This window comes from Terriglobales bacterium (genome assembly GCA_035651995.1).
In the GTDB taxonomy this organism is placed as follows: Bacteria; Acidobacteriota; Terriglobia; order Terriglobales; family Acidobacteriaceae; genus DASRER01.
On record DASRER010000030.1, the window covers coordinates 42,502 to 56,592 of the forward strand.

The window sequence follows — 14,091 nt, forward strand, 5'->3', positions numbered from 1 at the left end:
ACGAAAGGAAAGCCATCACGGCCCATGTGGACGCGGGCGACCTCGCCCGTGCACTCGCAGACCGGGCCTTGGGTTTCGTTGGGGACCCGTCCCCTCCCCTCCATAGAGTACTCAGGCCCTTCAGCGGATTTGCAGGCGGCGCTCTGGCCAACGTGAGCAGGTGGTCGGTCTCAAAAGCATTTGAACCAGTGGAGCGATTGCCAAACTAGCGGGTTGACGTTTCATGGCGCTTGCTCCCTCGCGGGGGGGGGCGCGTAGAGTCGCGGAGTGCCTGAGCGCGAGCTGGATGCGCGCTCACCGGAGGCCCGCGATGACCAGCTTCGCGCTGAGACTTTACGTCTGCGCCGCGACAATTCTGTCCTTAGCCGCAACCTGCTTGGCGCAGACGCCTGCCCAGTCCAATACGCCGCCGCCCGTCCCCGACCACGCCGCCTACGCCCGCATCTTCCACGAGATTGCGGTGCTCAAAGGCATCGCGGACGAGGCGCAGAAGAAAGGCGACGACCGCTCCAACCTGCGCAGCATCGTGCGCAAGGAAGCGCGGCTGTCGGAGTCTGAAGGCGCAGTGCTTGAGCGGATTGCCTTGCAATGTGAGGCGGACCTGGCCGCGCTCGATGCTCGCGCTCAGGTCATTATCAACAAGTATCTGGAGCGCTATCCCTACGGCATTGTCAACAGCAGCATTCCCATGGCGCCGCCTCCGCCCGAGCTCAAACCCATGCAGACCGAGCGCAATAACCTCGTTCTGCTGGCTCGCGACCGCCTTCGCAATGAGCTGGGCGAGGACTCATTCGCGAAGTTTGACCGGTACGTAAAGAAAGACGTAACCGAAACACAGGCCACCTCCCCCGCGCGCTGATCCAAGGAGACATCATGAAGAAAGCCGCCATTTCCGCCCTATTGCTGTTGCTCCTCGCTCCTACCCACGTCTCCGCCCAGGACGGCGGCGGTGGCGGCGGCACTCCCGGCGACTCAAGTGGTATTACAGGCAGCACAACGATCAGCTTCGACGCGAACAACAATAAGATTATCGCCACCTGCACGACTCAGCTTGACCTGGACATCCAGGAATACTACCGCCCTAACGTGCGCTGCTCGATCCTCGACGATAACGGCAATGCGCTGGCTGGGCAGACCCTGACAGGATGGGGAACGGCGACGGTAACACTCCAAATCGATGCCCAGCTCGACACCAATTACACCGCGCAGGGCAGGCATTACGCCGAGGCTATCATGTCAGAGCCGGTCTGGCAGAATGGGCACTGGGTGACGATGTACAATGATCTCGTTAATTTCTTGTACATCATGGGCTTCAACTTCACCTGCAATTGCCCTATTGTACGCAACCAAGGACCCGGTCCTGCCGTTCAGGGTAACGTGGACAATCTGTATACCAACCAGACCAGGAAATCCTTGAGAACGCCGCCCGCTCCGCAGTTTGATGTGGAATACGCCAGCTTTATCGCTGTTGATCACGTTACCGTTCCTAGCTACTGCTTCTTCCAGGGGCAGTTGGCCCCAGCCATATACAAAGGCGACGGCGGCCGAGGAACGGTTCGCACCCGTGAAGTCATTACGCTGGCTCCGGACACTGGGAACTGGAGCAACTTCCAGCCTGGCACGGGTTTGAGTGACCGGTACGCGTGGGGCTCGCCGGCAAACGGCTCGACTCTGTCCGCCGCTGATGAAGACCATGTACCGAATGACTGCTATTTCTGGGATGCGCAAGGGCAGGCGCCGTCCGGTGGTTTTACCGCCGACCCGACATTCCCCGCAGCGCACCGGGCTCAGGTGCACTTCGTCGGAGCTGCAAGCGACCCGATTCAGGTGTTCTCAAACGACATCGACTGGGATGTCACCGTGGTCATCAACACGACCACTCCCGCAAACCCGACCGCCACGATCACATACAGCCACGACTGCTATCCCGATCATCAGGTTAAGGTAAATGGAACCGTTGTCTATCATTTTGCCGCCCCGGACCATGACTACCTTTCAATAGGTCGCTGTCTTGCGGGACTAAACTCAGTTGGACCAACGCAGATAGGCCCGCTGGCAGTGACGGGACGGTAGCAGGAACCATGCCAGCGACCCCCAAGCCCGGACGAAGAGCAATTTGGTTATTACTGCTGATTTTCTTTTCTGTGCAAGCCTTCGCTCAACCAGGCGAGAAGCTGACGTCATCACCTCGACCGCTTGCAGAAGAGTTTCAGCAGATGTTGCGACAGCGAAGCTGCGCCGATGATTCCTACAATGATCACGATGTTAAGCAGATTTCAGACAGCATCCTGAAGTCGCAGGCTGCTGAGGTCCAGGTCACGATGCCCGAATTTTCTTCGGCAGTCAAAGACTCGCGGTTGGACGCGCGTATCTGCGCTGCCGTAGCACTCTTTGCCGTTAGTGCACGGCCGGACAGCGCAACACTCCTTCGTGACCACCTGCCGGATGTCGCTCGGGAGCTGAACTCACCGGATCAGCGGATTCGGAGCCTGGCCTTAATGACGCTCGGCGGCCTTCAGCCTGCGCCTCCTCCCGAGGTTGTCCCGATCTGGTTGGCCTATCTGAAACGTACCGATGTTGATGAATACGTGCAGGCCGGGGCGGTCGGCGCGGTTATACGAGTTGCGGCCGGCGATAAATCGGTGATAACCGCAGTACAGGGCTTCTGGCGCCGCCAGTTGACGGAGCAATCCAGAGTTCGCGTCCTGAACGGGCTCGCTAACATTCGTAGCCGCGAGGTTCCAGCCGATTCGAGGCTGGTGGAAATAATGATTGAAGGGCTGCAAAGCGAAGACCGCGCAGTCCGGTTCACGGCCGTTCAGGGAATCGCCCGCATGGGCAAGGAGCCGGTGCGTCTGGCGGAACCTATTCTTCGCAAATTGGCCGAAGAGGCCGAACCGACCCAGGGTGACGATGTTTCCCGCCGGACGGAGGCAGAGATCAGGGACTTTGCGCGTCAAGCGCTGAAGCTCCTTGAAAGCGCACCGCAAAGGCCTCGGAGCTAGTATGGCCCGGGTGGCCCGACGTTTCCCCGTCGCCCAGCGCACCGCCACCATGCGCACCGGCAGCCAGTAAGCGATTCAACCTGCAAGGAAGAAGGCCCGCCTCTATGGGCGGGCCTTTCGTTTGTCATCCTGAGTGCAGCGCCGCCGCATTGATGGGCAGCGCCCGAACCCGCTTTCCTGTCGCGGCGAATACGGCGTTGGCGACGGCGGGCGCGACGGGCGGCACGGCTGTCTCGCCAAATCCGCCCGGGCGATCGGCGCCCTCGATGATGTGTACCGCGACCTCGGGCGCCTCGGCCATGGTGATCACGCGGAAGTCGCGATAGTTCTTCTGCACGGCGGCGCCGCCCGGCGGGACAGCCCGGCGCTGGCACCCGCGAAGCGTCGGGTAATGCAGGGTGCGACTGGTTTCCCCGCACGGCAGGCTACGATTTTTTCTGTCGCCTGCTATAGTCTCTGCGCGTCGAGGTACTATGCCGGTTTCCCCCGACCCCGCCTTCCGGATCGTGATCGAGCGCGCATTGCGCCTCGGCCGGGGCCTGCTGCCCCTGTTCGAGTACAAGGTGTTCAGCGAAGCCGGCATCCTGCTGGGCCGGGGCCATGGGGGCGACCCTCAGGAAGCGCACACGGCCGCCCAGGCCCTGGTCGAGTTCATTCGGCAGTTTCAACGAGCAGCTTAGCGGCCGGCCTGCGGCGCCCGCGCCCGGGGGATGCGCACTACTTCGCCGCCGCCGTCGCTGTTTCCGCCGCCGCCGGGGCGTTCTTCACGTACTTATTGAACCAGTTCACCATCTCCCACAGCGTGTGCTCCACCGACTCGCGCGCGGTGTAGCCGTGCGCCTCATAGGGCAGGGTGACGTAGCGCACGTTGCCGCCGTTGCCCTTGATGGCCTGGTAGAGGCGCTCACTCTGGATGGGGAACGTCCCCGAATTGTCGTCCGCCTCGCCGTGGATGAGCAGGATGGGCGACTTGATCTTGTCGGCGTAGCGGAACGGAGAAATGTTCATGTACATCTCCGGCGCCTCCCAGAAGGTGCGCCGCTCGCTCTGGAAGCCGAACGGGGTCAGCGTGCGGTTGTAGGCGCCGCTGCGCGCCACGCCCGCGCGGAACAGGTCGGAGTGCGCCAGCAGGTTGGCGGTCATGAACGCGCCATAGCTGTGCCCGCCCACTCCCACGCGGTTGCGGTCGGTCACGCCGATCTCGACCGCTTTGTCGATCGCAGCTTTCGCGTCAGCCACAACCTGATCGACGTAGGTGTCGTTCATCGTGCGCGCGTCGCCGATTACCGGCATGGCCGTGTTGTCCAGGATGGCGTAGCCCTGCGTGAGCAGGAACAGGTGCGAATAGCCGGTCGGGATGGTGAAGCGATACTGCGAGCCCGAGAGCTGCCCGGCCGTATCGGCATCGCTGAATTCCAGCGGATACGCCCACACAATCGTGGGCAGCCGCTCGCCCTGCTTGTAGCCCGCCGGCAGGTAGAGGGTGAAGTTCAGGTCCACGCCGTCGGCCCGCTTGTAAGTGACGAACTTTTTGGTGACGCCCTTGAACTGCGGCGCCGGGTCGGGGAAATGGGTCAGCGCCTTGCGCTCGCTGGAGCCCGCCGTACGGACGTAGTAGTTCGGCGGATCGCCGGGTGTCTCAAAGCGCGTGAGGAAGCGAGTGCCATCGTCGGAGAGCAGCGAGGTCACTTCTTCAAAGGTCTGGTCAGCGGCCTGGAAAAGACGTTCGGCCTTTTTCGCCTCCAGGTCGTAGCGGTCGAGGAACGGGAAGTCGCCGTTGCGCGAGGCGCCATCGCCGCGCAGGAAAATGCTGCTTCCCTGCTGCCACAGGACCAGGTGCCCGCTCGGCAGCATGCGCGTGACCGGCGCTCCCGCGTCTTTGTAGCGCTCGCGAATATTGCGGGCGAAAAGCACCTGTGGCGCTTCGCCGGGCTTGTCGGCGTTGAGCATGAGCGTGCGCAGCCAGCGCTTGTCGCGGTCGTAATCGCTCACCAGCAGCAGTCCGTTGTTGCCCCAGAGGTATCCACCGGTGGAGCGCGCCCCAACGCCGCCCACCCCGGCCGCGCGCGGAACAAAGCGCTTCTCCAGCTTCGCCAGTTCGACGGCCGGTGTGGTGAACGGGGCCGCCTGCATCATCAGGCGATCGCGGAAGTCAGCCTTCTTGCGCGGATCGCCGCCGTCAAGCGCTTCTGCCCAGACCAGCGTGGCCGGAGCATTCGAACGCCACGCCCAGCTCCTCGGCCCGGTAACGACGCCCTCGATGGGCACGCCCTCTTCCGACGGCACTTCGGCCACGGTGTGCTCGAGCTTGCCCGTCCTGTCCCAGACTTCGACCGTGCGCGGGAACTCGCCGACCGTCACCAGGTACGAGTAGGGATGGTGGATCCTCGCCACGAGAATGTGCTTTCCGTCGGGCGACGGCGAAATTGTGCCGAACACCGCCGGCTTACCTACCGGCGTGGCGCGGCCGCTGGCCACGTCCACCATCGCCAGCTGCGCGGTGGCGTAGTAGTCGAACAGCGCCACATCGTGCGGATTTTTCAGCAGGTCTTCGTAGGTGGCCACCGGCGCAGGCTTGCCGTAGCTTTCCTGTACGTTCGGGCCATCGGGAACGTCGGCGGCCTTCGGCGCCGCCCCGCGGCCGGCCGGCACGGTCGTCACCAGCAGCGACTTGCTGCCCGGCATCCACTCCACCGGATCGCGTCCGCCAAAGCCGCTCGCGAAGATGGCGCTCACCGTCACGCCCGGCACTTTGTGCGCGGTCGCGCTGCCGACATCGCCGACCCAGAGCTCGATGCCGTTCGCGGTGGTGTTGGTGAAGGAAAACTTCTTCCCGTCAGGCGAGTACCTTGGCACGCTGACCAGCGCATTCGACGGTAGAGCGACCTTCTGCTCCTTGCCGCCGGCAATCGTCACGATGCGCAGGCCGATGTTGTGCTGGATGCGGTGTGCGCCGTTCGTCGCGGGATTGATGCGCAGCCCGGCGAGCCGCAGCATGGGCGCCGCCAGGTCACTGATGGGCGGATTGCGGAGCCAGTCCACCAGGATCACGGTGTCGCGCGTAGGGCTCACCACCAGTTCCGGCGTGGGCGACGCTTCCACCATGGCCGGAATCGGGTCGGGCGGCCGCTGATACTTGAACGGCGCGTGCGCCGCCACTGCGGGCGTGTCGGCAGCGAAGGCGGCTAGGGACGCGAACAGCAACAGAAAGAGCAGGACGAGTGTTGAACGGGTGCGCATGGATCTCCTCACATCAGCGGGCTGGCGAAGCGAAAGTTTCGCTCAGAGCTGATGAATTGACAAGCCGGGTACGGGCCGCTGGGCAGCGCTTTCCGGCGTGGCCGCCGGTGACAACAACCCCGAAGCCAAACGAAAGTTCCGGGGCTAGGCGCTTTGCGAAGCGATCTCTGGGCTGCGCCGGGAGTCGAAGACCTTTTCGGCGCCCGAACAGGCCTTGCCGGGTCCGGCGCCGCGCGGTCGTGCGTGTTCGTGGCCTAAGTCCCTTTTCGGCGTCGTTTGCTATCTGGATGCGGCGCCGCCCGTCCCAGCGCACAGTTGCCCGCTACCCTCGCGGCACGGTAGCTTCGTACCGCATCCTCTTATATGAGCACCCTGAGACACGGTCGCGGACACGACACCGCGCTCGTCAAGATTCCGCGCAACTACTGCTTTGGCTGCGGCCAGGACAATCCCGACGGCATGCGCCTGCGCTTCCACTATGACGAGAAGCGACACCGCTTCGTGGGCCGCTTCCGCCTGCCGCGCCGCTACCAGGGCCCTCCCGGCCACGCCCACGGCGGCATCATCGCCACGCTCCTCGACGAAGCCATGGGCAAGGTCAACAAATTGCGCTCCGTCATCGCGCTCACCCGCAACATGCGCGTGGAGTATCTGAAACCCGTGCCGCTGGGCAAGCCGATCATCGTGGAAGGCTACGAACGCAGCGTCCGCGGACGGCGCCACCTGAACGCCGCGCACATCCTCAATGAACAGGGCGACGTGCTGGCGCGCAGCACCGGCGTGTTCATTGCGATCGATCCAGGACAGTTCATGGCTTTTCAACGCCGAGGACGCTGAGCCCCCCGAAAAACCCAGCGGAGAGCAAGCGATGTTCGAGCGCTACGCCGGGAAAGCCCGGCGCGTGATCTTGGGCGCCGGGCACCTGCACTCCGCCTCTGCGGTGAGAGAGGTTTAAGCTAAAATAAAGTGTTCCCGCCCAGCCACTGCTCACATCAGTAGGCCAAAGCGGGAGCGTGCCTGCGCACACGCGTTCGGGGGAGGGTTCTATGGCGGACAACAACGGCAACAAAAGCTTCAATCCCGGCGACACCGGGTTGCGCCTGAAGACCGGCCTGGCCGAGATGCTGAAGGGCGGCGTCATCATGGATGTCACCAACGCCGAGCAGGCTTCCATCGCCGAGAAGGCTGGCGCCGTCGCCGTCATGGCGCTGGAGCGCGTGCCGGCGCAGATCCGCGCCGAGGGCGGCGTGGCCCGCATGGCCTCGCCGAAAAAAATCCGCGAGATCATGGACGCCGTCTCCATTCCCGTCATGGCCAAGTGCCGCATCGGCCACTTCGCCGAGGCGCAGGTTCTCCAGGAACTCGGGGTTGATTACATTGACGAGTCCGAGGTCCTCACCCCCGCCGACGAGGCGCATCACGTGGACAAACACGCCTTCAAGGTCCCGTTCGTGTGCGGCGCGCGCAATCTGGGCGAGGCCCTGCGGCGCATCGCCGAGGGCGCAGCCATGATCCGCACCAAAGGCGAGGCCGGCACGGGCGACGTGGTCCACGCCGTCAAACACATGCGCTCGATCGTGCAGGAGATGAAGATCCTCACCGTGCTCGGTGAGGAAGAACTCTACGCCAAGGCCAAGGAACACCAGGCCCCTTACGAGCTGGTGCGCATCGTCGCCCGCGACGGCAAGCTGCCGGTGCCGAACTTCTCAGCCGGCGGCATTGCGACGCCCGCAGACGCGTCGCTGGTTATGCAACTCGGCGCCGAGGCCGTGTTCGTCGGCTCCGGCATTTTCATGGCGGATTCGGTCAATTTCTGCCCGCCCGATGAAGCCTATCGCCGCGCCAGGGCCATCGTGCTGGCGACGACGCACTATCAAGACCCTAAAGTATTACTTGAAGTGTCGCGGGACGTGCCCAGCTCGATGAAGGGCCTCGCCGTCGGCGCCATGAGCGAGGCCGACATGTTGCAAACGCGAGGCTGGTAAGCGGCTGAAGAAAATTCCTACCGCGGATTGACGCGGACAAGCGCGTATCACGGTTCGCTTTGGATCGGCGTTCATCCGCGCCGGTCCGCGGTAAGGTTTTGTTCCCATGACGGTTGGTGTTCTCGCACTGCAAGGCGACTTCGACGCGCATCGCCGCCGGCTCGAGCAGCTCGGGGCCCAGGTCGTCCTGGTGCGCAAGGCGGAACAACTCGACAACCTCGACGCTCTCATCATCCCCGGCGGAGAATCGTCCACATTCCTGAAGCTTCTCGGTGCGGAATTTGAGCGCAGGCTGCGCGATTTCGTGCGCTCGAAACCGACGTTCGGCACATGCGCCGGCGCAATTCTGCTCGCGCGTGAGGTGACCGGGCCCGAACAGCAGAGCCTGGGCGCGCTCGACATCGGCGTGCGGCGCAACGCCTACGGCCGCCAGGTCGACAGCGCCATCCACACCGCCGAAACTTCCCTGCCCGGCGGCCCGCTCGAAGCCGTCTTCATCCGCGCTCCCAAGATCGAGCGCGTTGGGAAAGAGGTGGAAGTCCTCGCGCGCGAAGGCAACGATCCGGTTCTCGTCCGCCAGGGCAAGGTCATGGCGGCCACGTTTCATCCCGAGCTGAGCGCAGACACGCGGGTGCACGCAGAGTTCCTGAAGCTGGTTCGCTGATTGACCGGCTGCGTGAGAAAATCCCGAGCGGAAGCGAAGGACCTATACCGCGGCCCGTGCCGCTCCCGGCGGGCCCTCACGAAAGTGTGGCATCCTGGGCGAAGTCCCGGTCCCGCGAAGCGGGAAAGGGCGAGTCGAAGGATTCCCGCCTTGACCCGAGCTGCGCGGGTCCGGATATGGCTCTTTCGCTGCGCTCGGGATGTAAGAACAAAAAGCAGAGCTGTAGGACCAAGCACAATCCCCTCTTGCAGCCCGTCGCAGCGCGTGTGCTATTCTTCCCGGCTCGCTAAAATTTGTGATTTCTGTGCAGGCGAGCGCGTGGTTCACTTCAGAACGCACGAGGCCGGAACAAAATGGGGCTGGCACTGCTGTTCGTTGTCTGGCTCATCACGCTGGCAAGCTCATATTTCTTCGTAGCGAAAACCTGGTGGATGCCGGCGGGCGCCTCCGCCTATGCGGCGCCGATTGACGCGCAGATCCACGTCACCTACATCGCCATGGGCGTGGTGTTTTTGGCGGCGCAACTCGCTCTCGGGTTGTTCTGCTGGAAGTACCGCGACCGCGAGCGCGCCAGGGTGGAATACAGCCATGGCAACCTGCGCATGGAAGTCACCTGGACGGTGCTCACCGCCATCCTCTTTATTGGCCTGAACCTGATGGGTTCGCGCGTGTGGGCGGAGCAGCGCTTTCAGGGCCCGAAGCCGGGCGCCATGCAGGTGGAGATCACCGGTCTGCAGTTCGCATGGTATTTCCGCTATCCCGGGCCCGACGGCAAGTTCGCGCGCACCAGGCCCGAGCTGATCGATCCTTCGGCCGGCCCTGAAGCGGCCGTCGGCGTGGACACCGACGACCCCGCCGGCAAAGACGACGTGGTCACCAGTACGCTGGTTCTGCCGGTGAACCGCGAGATCGACGCTACGCTGCACGCCGAAGACGTGATCCACGATTTCTTCGTGCCCGAGCTGCGCTTCAAGCAGGACGCCGTGCCCGGCCTCAACATTCACGTCCACTTCACGCCGACCAGGATCGGCGAATACGAAGTGGCCTGCGCCGAGCTCTGCGGGCTAGGCCACTACAAGATGCGCGCCAAGCTGCGCGTGGTAAGCGAAGAAGACTTCTCGAAATGGCAGGCCGAGCGCCTGGCGGAGAAACAAGCCCAATGACCGAGACCCATGCAGCCCATCACCCGCCGCAGGGATTCGTTCGCAAGTACATCTTCAGCCTCGACCACAAGGTGATCGGCATCCAGTATTACTTCCTCGCCCTGGTCGCCGTCTTCACCGGGATGTTTCTCAGCCTGCTGATGCGCATCCACCTGGTCTGGCCTGACGTGAACCTGCCCATCTTCGGCCACATCATGCCGGAGACCTACCTCACGCTGCTGACCATGCACGGCACCATCATGGTGTTCTTCGTGCTGACCACCGCGCCGCAGTCGGGCTTCGGCAACTACTTCCTGCCGATCCAGATCGGCGCCGAAGATATGGCCTTCCCCGTCCTGAACATGCTCTCGTTCTGGACGACCTTTGTTTCGTTCGTGGTGATGCTGGCGGCGTTCTTCGTGCAGGGCGGCGCGCCGCTTTCCGGCTGGACGTTCTATCCGCCGCTCAGCGCCATCCCGCAGGCCGGCCCCGGGCAGGGACTCGGTGCGGACCTGTGGATCGCCAGCATCGCCATCTTCTGCGTTGCGTCGCTGATGGGCGCGCTCAACTTCATCACCACCACGCTCGATCTGCGGGCCCGCGGCATGAGCATGTGGCGGCTGCCGCTCACCTGCTGGACCTGGTTCGTCACCGCCATCCTCGGCCTGCTCGCCTTCGGCGTCCTCCTGGCCGGCGGCATCCTGCTGCTCATGGACCGCAACCTCGGCACCAGCTTCTTCGTGCCCGGCGGCCTCGTCGTCAGCGGCGTGCAGATCAAACACCAGGGCGGCTCGCCTCTGCTGTGGCAGCACCTGTTCTGGTTCTTCGGACACCCCGAGGTCTACATCGCCATCCTGCCCGGCATGGGCGTGGCCTCGCAGCTGCTCTCCACCTTCGCGCGCAAACCGATCTTCGGATACCGCGCCATGGTGTACGCCATCATCGGCATTGGCCTGCTGGGCTTCATGGTGTGGGGCCACCACATGTTCATGAGCGGCATGAGCCCGTACTCGGCGTTCACGTTCAGCCTCATGACCATGGCGATCGGCGTTCCCTCCGCCATCAAGACGTTCAACTGGCTTGGCACGCTCTACCGCAGCCGCATCCGCTTCGCCGTCCCCATGCTGTTCGCGCTCGGCTTCGTTTCGCTGTTCGTGACCGGTGGACTCAGCGGCCCGTTCCTGGCGCAGCCCTCGATCGACAACTACCTGCACGATACCTACTTCGTTGTTGCGCACTTCCACCTGATCATGGGCGTGGCCGCCATCTTCGGCATCTTCGCCGGAACGTATTACTGGTTCCCCAAAATGTTCGGCCGCATGATGAACGACACGCTGGGCAAGGTCCACTTCTGGATATCGTTCATCGGCACCTACGCCATCTTCATGCCGATGCATTACCTCGGCATGGCGGGACATCCGCGGCGCTACTCACAACTCATCTTTGATTATTTGCAGCCGCTCAAACCGGTGCAGGGATTCATCACGATCGCGGCCATCATCACCATTGCCGGCCAGTTCGTGTTCCTCATCAACCTGTTCTGGAGCATGTTCAAGGGCGCGAAGGCGAGCGAGAACCCCTGGGAGGCGACGACGCTGGAGTGGACCGTTCCGTCGCCGCCGCCCTTCGACAACTTTGCCGGCAAGGCCCCGGTCGTGCACCACGGCCCGTACGAATACAGCGTGCCCGGCGCGACGAAAGACTTCATCATGCAGACCGACCCGGCCACGGTGCACGCGGCAGGCGATTGAGGTTTTGCAGAGACGTAGCTTGCTGCGTCTCGCTGTGACGACCGCATCCAACGTTATGGCGACCATGAACCCGACACTCACGCTCGACAAGCGGCACGGAGGGCGTCCGCCCGATCTGCCGCCGCACGGCGGTGGCGACGATGGAAACGACGCCGCCGGCGACGCGCCCGGCTATTACGAGCGCCTGCGCCGCTATCGGCTGGGTGTCGCCATCGGGCTCGCCTCGGTTGTCATGCTCTTCGTGGCGCTTACCAGCGCCTACATCGTGCGCCAGGGCCTCAGCTCATGGGACGACCACGCCGGCCAATACGTTGTTGACTGGCGCCCAATCCCGCTGCCCACCGCGTTGCTGGCAATCAACACGCTGGTGCTCCTGGCCTCCAGCTTCACGCTGGAGAAGTCGCGGCGCAGCCTGAACCGCTACGCCGCCACCGTGGGACTGCACGTCCCCGGCGTCGCCGAGGAGCCGGAACGTTCGTTTCCGTGGATGGGGATCACGCTCGTGCTCGGCTTCGCCTTCCTTGCCGGACAGGTCACGGCGTGGCACGAACTGCGTCGCGCCGGCGTGTTCCTGGCCACCAACCCCAGCGGCTCGTTCTTTTATGTGCTGACCGGCGCCCACGCGGCGCACCTTATGGGAGGCCTGCTGGCGCTGCTCTACGCCGCCTGCATGCCCCTGCTGCATAAGCCGCTCGACAGCCGTCGCCTGGCGGTTGACGCCACCGGCTGGTACTGGCACTTCATGGGATTGCTGTGGATTTACATTTTTGCGCTGCTCCACTTCTCGCGTTGACGAGGATGAACAAGGGATGAGCACTGCCGCTGAGCAAGTCGTTAGCTACCACGGCGAGGTGTACGAGCCGTCGCTGTTCCGCACTTACTCGAAGAAGATAGGGATGTGGCTCTTCCTGCTCTCCGACTCCCTCACTTTCGGGGCGCTGCTCTTCGCCTACAGTTACGGGCGCATCTCGGTTCCGCACTGGCCCACGCCTTTCCACGGGGAAAGCATTGCGCGCGCCAGCATCATGACCTTCTTCCTGCTCACCAGCTCCCTGACCATGGTGCTGGGAGTCGCCGCCGCCAATCGCGGCGACCGGAAGTGGACCACCGGGTGGCTGCTGGCCACCATGCTCTGCGGCGCCGGCTTCGTCGTGCTGCACGGCATGGAGTGGCACGGCCTCATCCATGAAGGCTTGCGGATCTCCGGCTTCACCGCGCCCCCGCACGTGCAGACCACCGGCGAGTTCGCCGACATTACCAAGTCTGCCCCGCAGTTTGCCGGCACCTTCTTCACCCTGACCGGCATGCACATGCTGCACGTGACCATCGGCGTCGTTTATCTGGGCGTGGTCGCGCTGCGCAAGAAGTTCCTGCCCATCCTGGCCATTCTGTGGCTCGTCGCCTGGCTGGGGACGCCTGCCTGGAGCCCGTTCCACTACGGCGCGCACGTGCTGCTGGTCTCGCTCGTCGTCTGCGCCTTGGTCCTGTTCCTGAAGCCCAAGGACTACACCGCGCACGACGTGGAAGTCAGCGGCTTGTATTGGCACTTCGTGGACCTGGTGTGGATGTTCGTGGTTCCGTTTGTTTATCTGCTGAACCTCGGTCACTAAAGAAGATTGGGAGTAGAACAATATGGTTGACGCACCGGATGTCCATATATCTGAGCCCGCGGCAACGTACAAAGATTCAATGGGCAAATATGTTGTGATCTACATTTGCCTGTTGATCATTGCGGCATTGCAGTTCGTGATCGCGTATAGCCACGTGGGAACGGCGGCGATGTTTGCGCGCATGCTGTTCCTGGCGATCGTCGAGGCCGGGCTGGCCCTGCTGTTCTTCATGCACCTGTGGGCGGAAAAGCGCGGATTCCTACTGTTCGTGCTGATCTTCACGGGATTTGCGCTGATCACCATGCAGTATGGCTGGACAGACAGCTTCCGCATGGAGCTTGGAGTTCCTTACACCCAGCCGAAACCAGGAGTCGTGCAGCAGTGAAGATGAGTTTCAGCAGGCTTGTGATATTTGCAGTGGCGGCATGGGTGGCGGTGGCAGTGCCCATGCCGGCGTTCTCCCAGAGTTGCGCGTTGTGCTACACGCAGGCGGCTTCGTCGGGCGCGCGGATGATCGAGGCATTGCGCAGCGGAATTCTGATCCTGGTGGTTCCACCGACGATCCTTACGGCATTCGCTTTCTTTGTGCTCCACCGGAAGAGCCATCAATTCAAACAGGCCGGGGTGAGTGACGCGGATCGCTGGTAGGGTATTTAAGCCTTCGGCATCAGGATTCAGGCAGCAGACCTTCGGG

At 63.2% G+C, this 14,091-nt stretch carries 15 protein-coding genes; 13 read left to right on the forward strand and 2 right to left on the reverse strand.

The genetic code is table 11. The features are described from left to right. The first annotated feature begins 310 nt into the window (after positions 1–310). Genes VFA60_11035 through VFA60_11045 form a run of 3 tightly spaced genes read left to right on the forward strand, consistent with a single transcriptional unit; the run spans position 311 to position 3,005 of the window. Positions 311–859, forward strand: a complete 549-nt coding sequence (locus VFA60_11035; GenBank protein ID HZQ92318.1) for a hypothetical protein — start codon at positions 311–313, stop codon at positions 857–859. Between the two features lie 14 nt (positions 860–873). After that, the gene (locus VFA60_11040; GenBank protein ID HZQ92319.1) at positions 874–2,073 is read left to right on the forward strand and encodes a hypothetical protein; all 1,200 of its coding nucleotides are present in this window, start codon (positions 874–876) and stop codon (positions 2,071–2,073) included. An 8-nt stretch (positions 2,074–2,081) separates the two neighbouring features. Then, a complete protein-coding gene (locus VFA60_11045) occupies positions 2,082–3,005 on the forward strand; it encodes a hypothetical protein (GenBank protein HZQ92320.1) in 924 nt (307 codons plus the stop codon). A gap of 124 nt (positions 3,006–3,129) precedes the next feature. Here the strand turns inward: VFA60_11045 and VFA60_11050 are convergent, their stop codons facing one another. Then, a complete protein-coding gene (locus tag VFA60_11050) occupies positions 3,130–3,342 on the reverse strand; it encodes a hypothetical protein (GenBank protein HZQ92321.1) in 213 nt (70 codons plus the stop codon). 136 nt (positions 3,343–3,478) lie between these two features. Between VFA60_11050 and VFA60_11055 the strand changes: the two genes are divergently transcribed. Beyond that, on the forward strand, positions 3,479–3,685 hold the full coding sequence (locus tag VFA60_11055) for a hypothetical protein (protein ID HZQ92322.1): 207 nt from the start codon (positions 3,479–3,481) through the stop codon (positions 3,683–3,685). Positions 3,686–3,722: 37 nt separating this feature from the next. On the opposite strand, the gene VFA60_11060 is transcribed toward VFA60_11055, so the two are convergent. Next, the gene (locus VFA60_11060; protein ID HZQ92323.1) at positions 3,723–6,245 is read right to left on the reverse strand and encodes a prolyl oligopeptidase family serine peptidase; all 2,523 of its coding nucleotides are present in this window, start codon (positions 6,243–6,245) and stop codon (positions 3,723–3,725) included. Between the two features lie 363 nt (positions 6,246–6,608). On the opposite strand from VFA60_11060, the gene VFA60_11065 reads away from it, so the two are divergent. From VFA60_11065 to VFA60_11105, 9 genes are all read left to right on the forward strand, one after another. Further along, on the forward strand, positions 6,609–7,082 hold the full coding sequence (locus tag VFA60_11065; GenBank protein HZQ92324.1) for a PaaI family thioesterase: 474 nt from the start codon (positions 6,609–6,611) through the stop codon (positions 7,080–7,082). Positions 7,083–7,291: 209 nt separating this feature from the next. Then, a complete protein-coding gene (gene pdxS / locus VFA60_11070) occupies positions 7,292–8,230 on the forward strand; it encodes a pyridoxal 5'-phosphate synthase lyase subunit PdxS (GenBank protein HZQ92325.1) in 939 nt (312 codons plus the stop codon). 106 nt (positions 8,231–8,336) lie between these two features. After that, a complete protein-coding gene (gene pdxT, locus VFA60_11075; GenBank protein HZQ92326.1) occupies positions 8,337–8,894 on the forward strand; it encodes a pyridoxal 5'-phosphate synthase glutaminase subunit PdxT in 558 nt (185 codons plus the stop codon). Positions 8,895–9,247: 353 nt separating this feature from the next. Next, positions 9,248–10,057 carry a cytochrome c oxidase subunit II gene (gene coxB, locus VFA60_11080; protein ID HZQ92327.1) on the forward strand — a complete coding sequence of 270 codons (810 nt, stop codon included), beginning with the start codon at positions 9,248–9,250 and terminating at the stop codon, positions 10,055–10,057. Further along, positions 10,054–11,787, forward strand: a complete 1,734-nt coding sequence (locus VFA60_11085; protein ID HZQ92328.1) for a cbb3-type cytochrome c oxidase subunit I — start codon at positions 10,054–10,056, stop codon at positions 11,785–11,787. Before coxB ends, VFA60_11085 begins: the two co-directional genes overlap by 4 nt. A 55-nt stretch (positions 11,788–11,842) precedes the next feature. Then, positions 11,843–12,580, forward strand: coding sequence for a cytochrome c oxidase subunit 3 (locus VFA60_11090; GenBank protein HZQ92329.1), 738 nt, complete (start codon positions 11,843–11,845; stop codon positions 12,578–12,580). A 16-nt stretch (positions 12,581–12,596) separates the two neighbouring features. Continuing rightward, positions 12,597–13,397, forward strand: coding sequence for a cytochrome oxidase subunit III (locus VFA60_11095; protein ID HZQ92330.1), 801 nt, complete (start codon positions 12,597–12,599; stop codon positions 13,395–13,397). 79 nt (positions 13,398–13,476) lie between these two features. Beyond that, positions 13,477–13,782 (forward strand): cytochrome C oxidase subunit IV family protein, encoded by a 306-nt coding sequence (locus tag VFA60_11100; GenBank protein ID HZQ92331.1) that lies wholly within the window; start codon positions 13,477–13,479, stop codon positions 13,780–13,782. Continuing rightward, positions 13,779–14,045: a hypothetical protein gene (locus VFA60_11105; GenBank protein ID HZQ92332.1), complete on the forward strand. Its 267-nt coding sequence runs from the start codon at positions 13,779–13,781 to the stop codon at positions 14,043–14,045. Before VFA60_11100 ends, VFA60_11105 begins: the two co-directional genes overlap by 4 nt. Positions 14,046–14,091: the final 46 nt, after the last annotated feature.

What these genes read in the sequence shown, in the direction of transcription:
- VFA60_11035 (HZQ92318.1), top strand. Translation starts at nt 311, where the DNA reads ATGACCAGCTTCGCGCTGAGACTTTACGTCTGCGCCGCGACAATTCTG.
- VFA60_11040 (HZQ92319.1), top strand. Translation starts at nt 874, where the DNA reads ATGAAGAAAGCCGCCATTTCCGCCCTATTGCTGTTGCTCCTCGCTCCT.
- VFA60_11045 (HZQ92320.1), top strand. Translation starts at nt 2,082, where the DNA reads ATGCCAGCGACCCCCAAGCCCGGACGAAGAGCAATTTGGTTATTACTG.
- VFA60_11055 (HZQ92322.1), top strand. Translation starts at nt 3,479, where the DNA reads ATGCCGGTTTCCCCCGACCCCGCCTTCCGGATCGTGATCGAGCGCGCA.
- VFA60_11060 (HZQ92323.1), bottom strand. Translation starts at nt 6,245, where the DNA reads ATGCGCACCCGTTCAACACTCGTCCTGCTCTTTCTGTTGCTGTTCGCG.
- VFA60_11065 (HZQ92324.1), top strand. Translation starts at nt 6,609, where the DNA reads ATGAGCACCCTGAGACACGGTCGCGGACACGACACCGCGCTCGTCAAG.
- pdxS (HZQ92325.1), top strand. Translation starts at nt 7,292, where the DNA reads ATGGCGGACAACAACGGCAACAAAAGCTTCAATCCCGGCGACACCGGG.
- pdxT (HZQ92326.1), top strand. Translation starts at nt 8,337, where the DNA reads ATGACGGTTGGTGTTCTCGCACTGCAAGGCGACTTCGACGCGCATCGC.
- coxB (HZQ92327.1), top strand. Translation starts at nt 9,248, where the DNA reads ATGGGGCTGGCACTGCTGTTCGTTGTCTGGCTCATCACGCTGGCAAGC.
- VFA60_11085 (HZQ92328.1), top strand. Translation starts at nt 10,054, where the DNA reads ATGACCGAGACCCATGCAGCCCATCACCCGCCGCAGGGATTCGTTCGC.
- VFA60_11090 (HZQ92329.1), top strand. Translation starts at nt 11,843, where the DNA reads ATGGCGACCATGAACCCGACACTCACGCTCGACAAGCGGCACGGAGGG.
- VFA60_11095 (HZQ92330.1), top strand. Translation starts at nt 12,597, where the DNA reads ATGAGCACTGCCGCTGAGCAAGTCGTTAGCTACCACGGCGAGGTGTAC.
- VFA60_11100 (HZQ92331.1), top strand. Translation starts at nt 13,477, where the DNA reads ATGGGCAAATATGTTGTGATCTACATTTGCCTGTTGATCATTGCGGCA.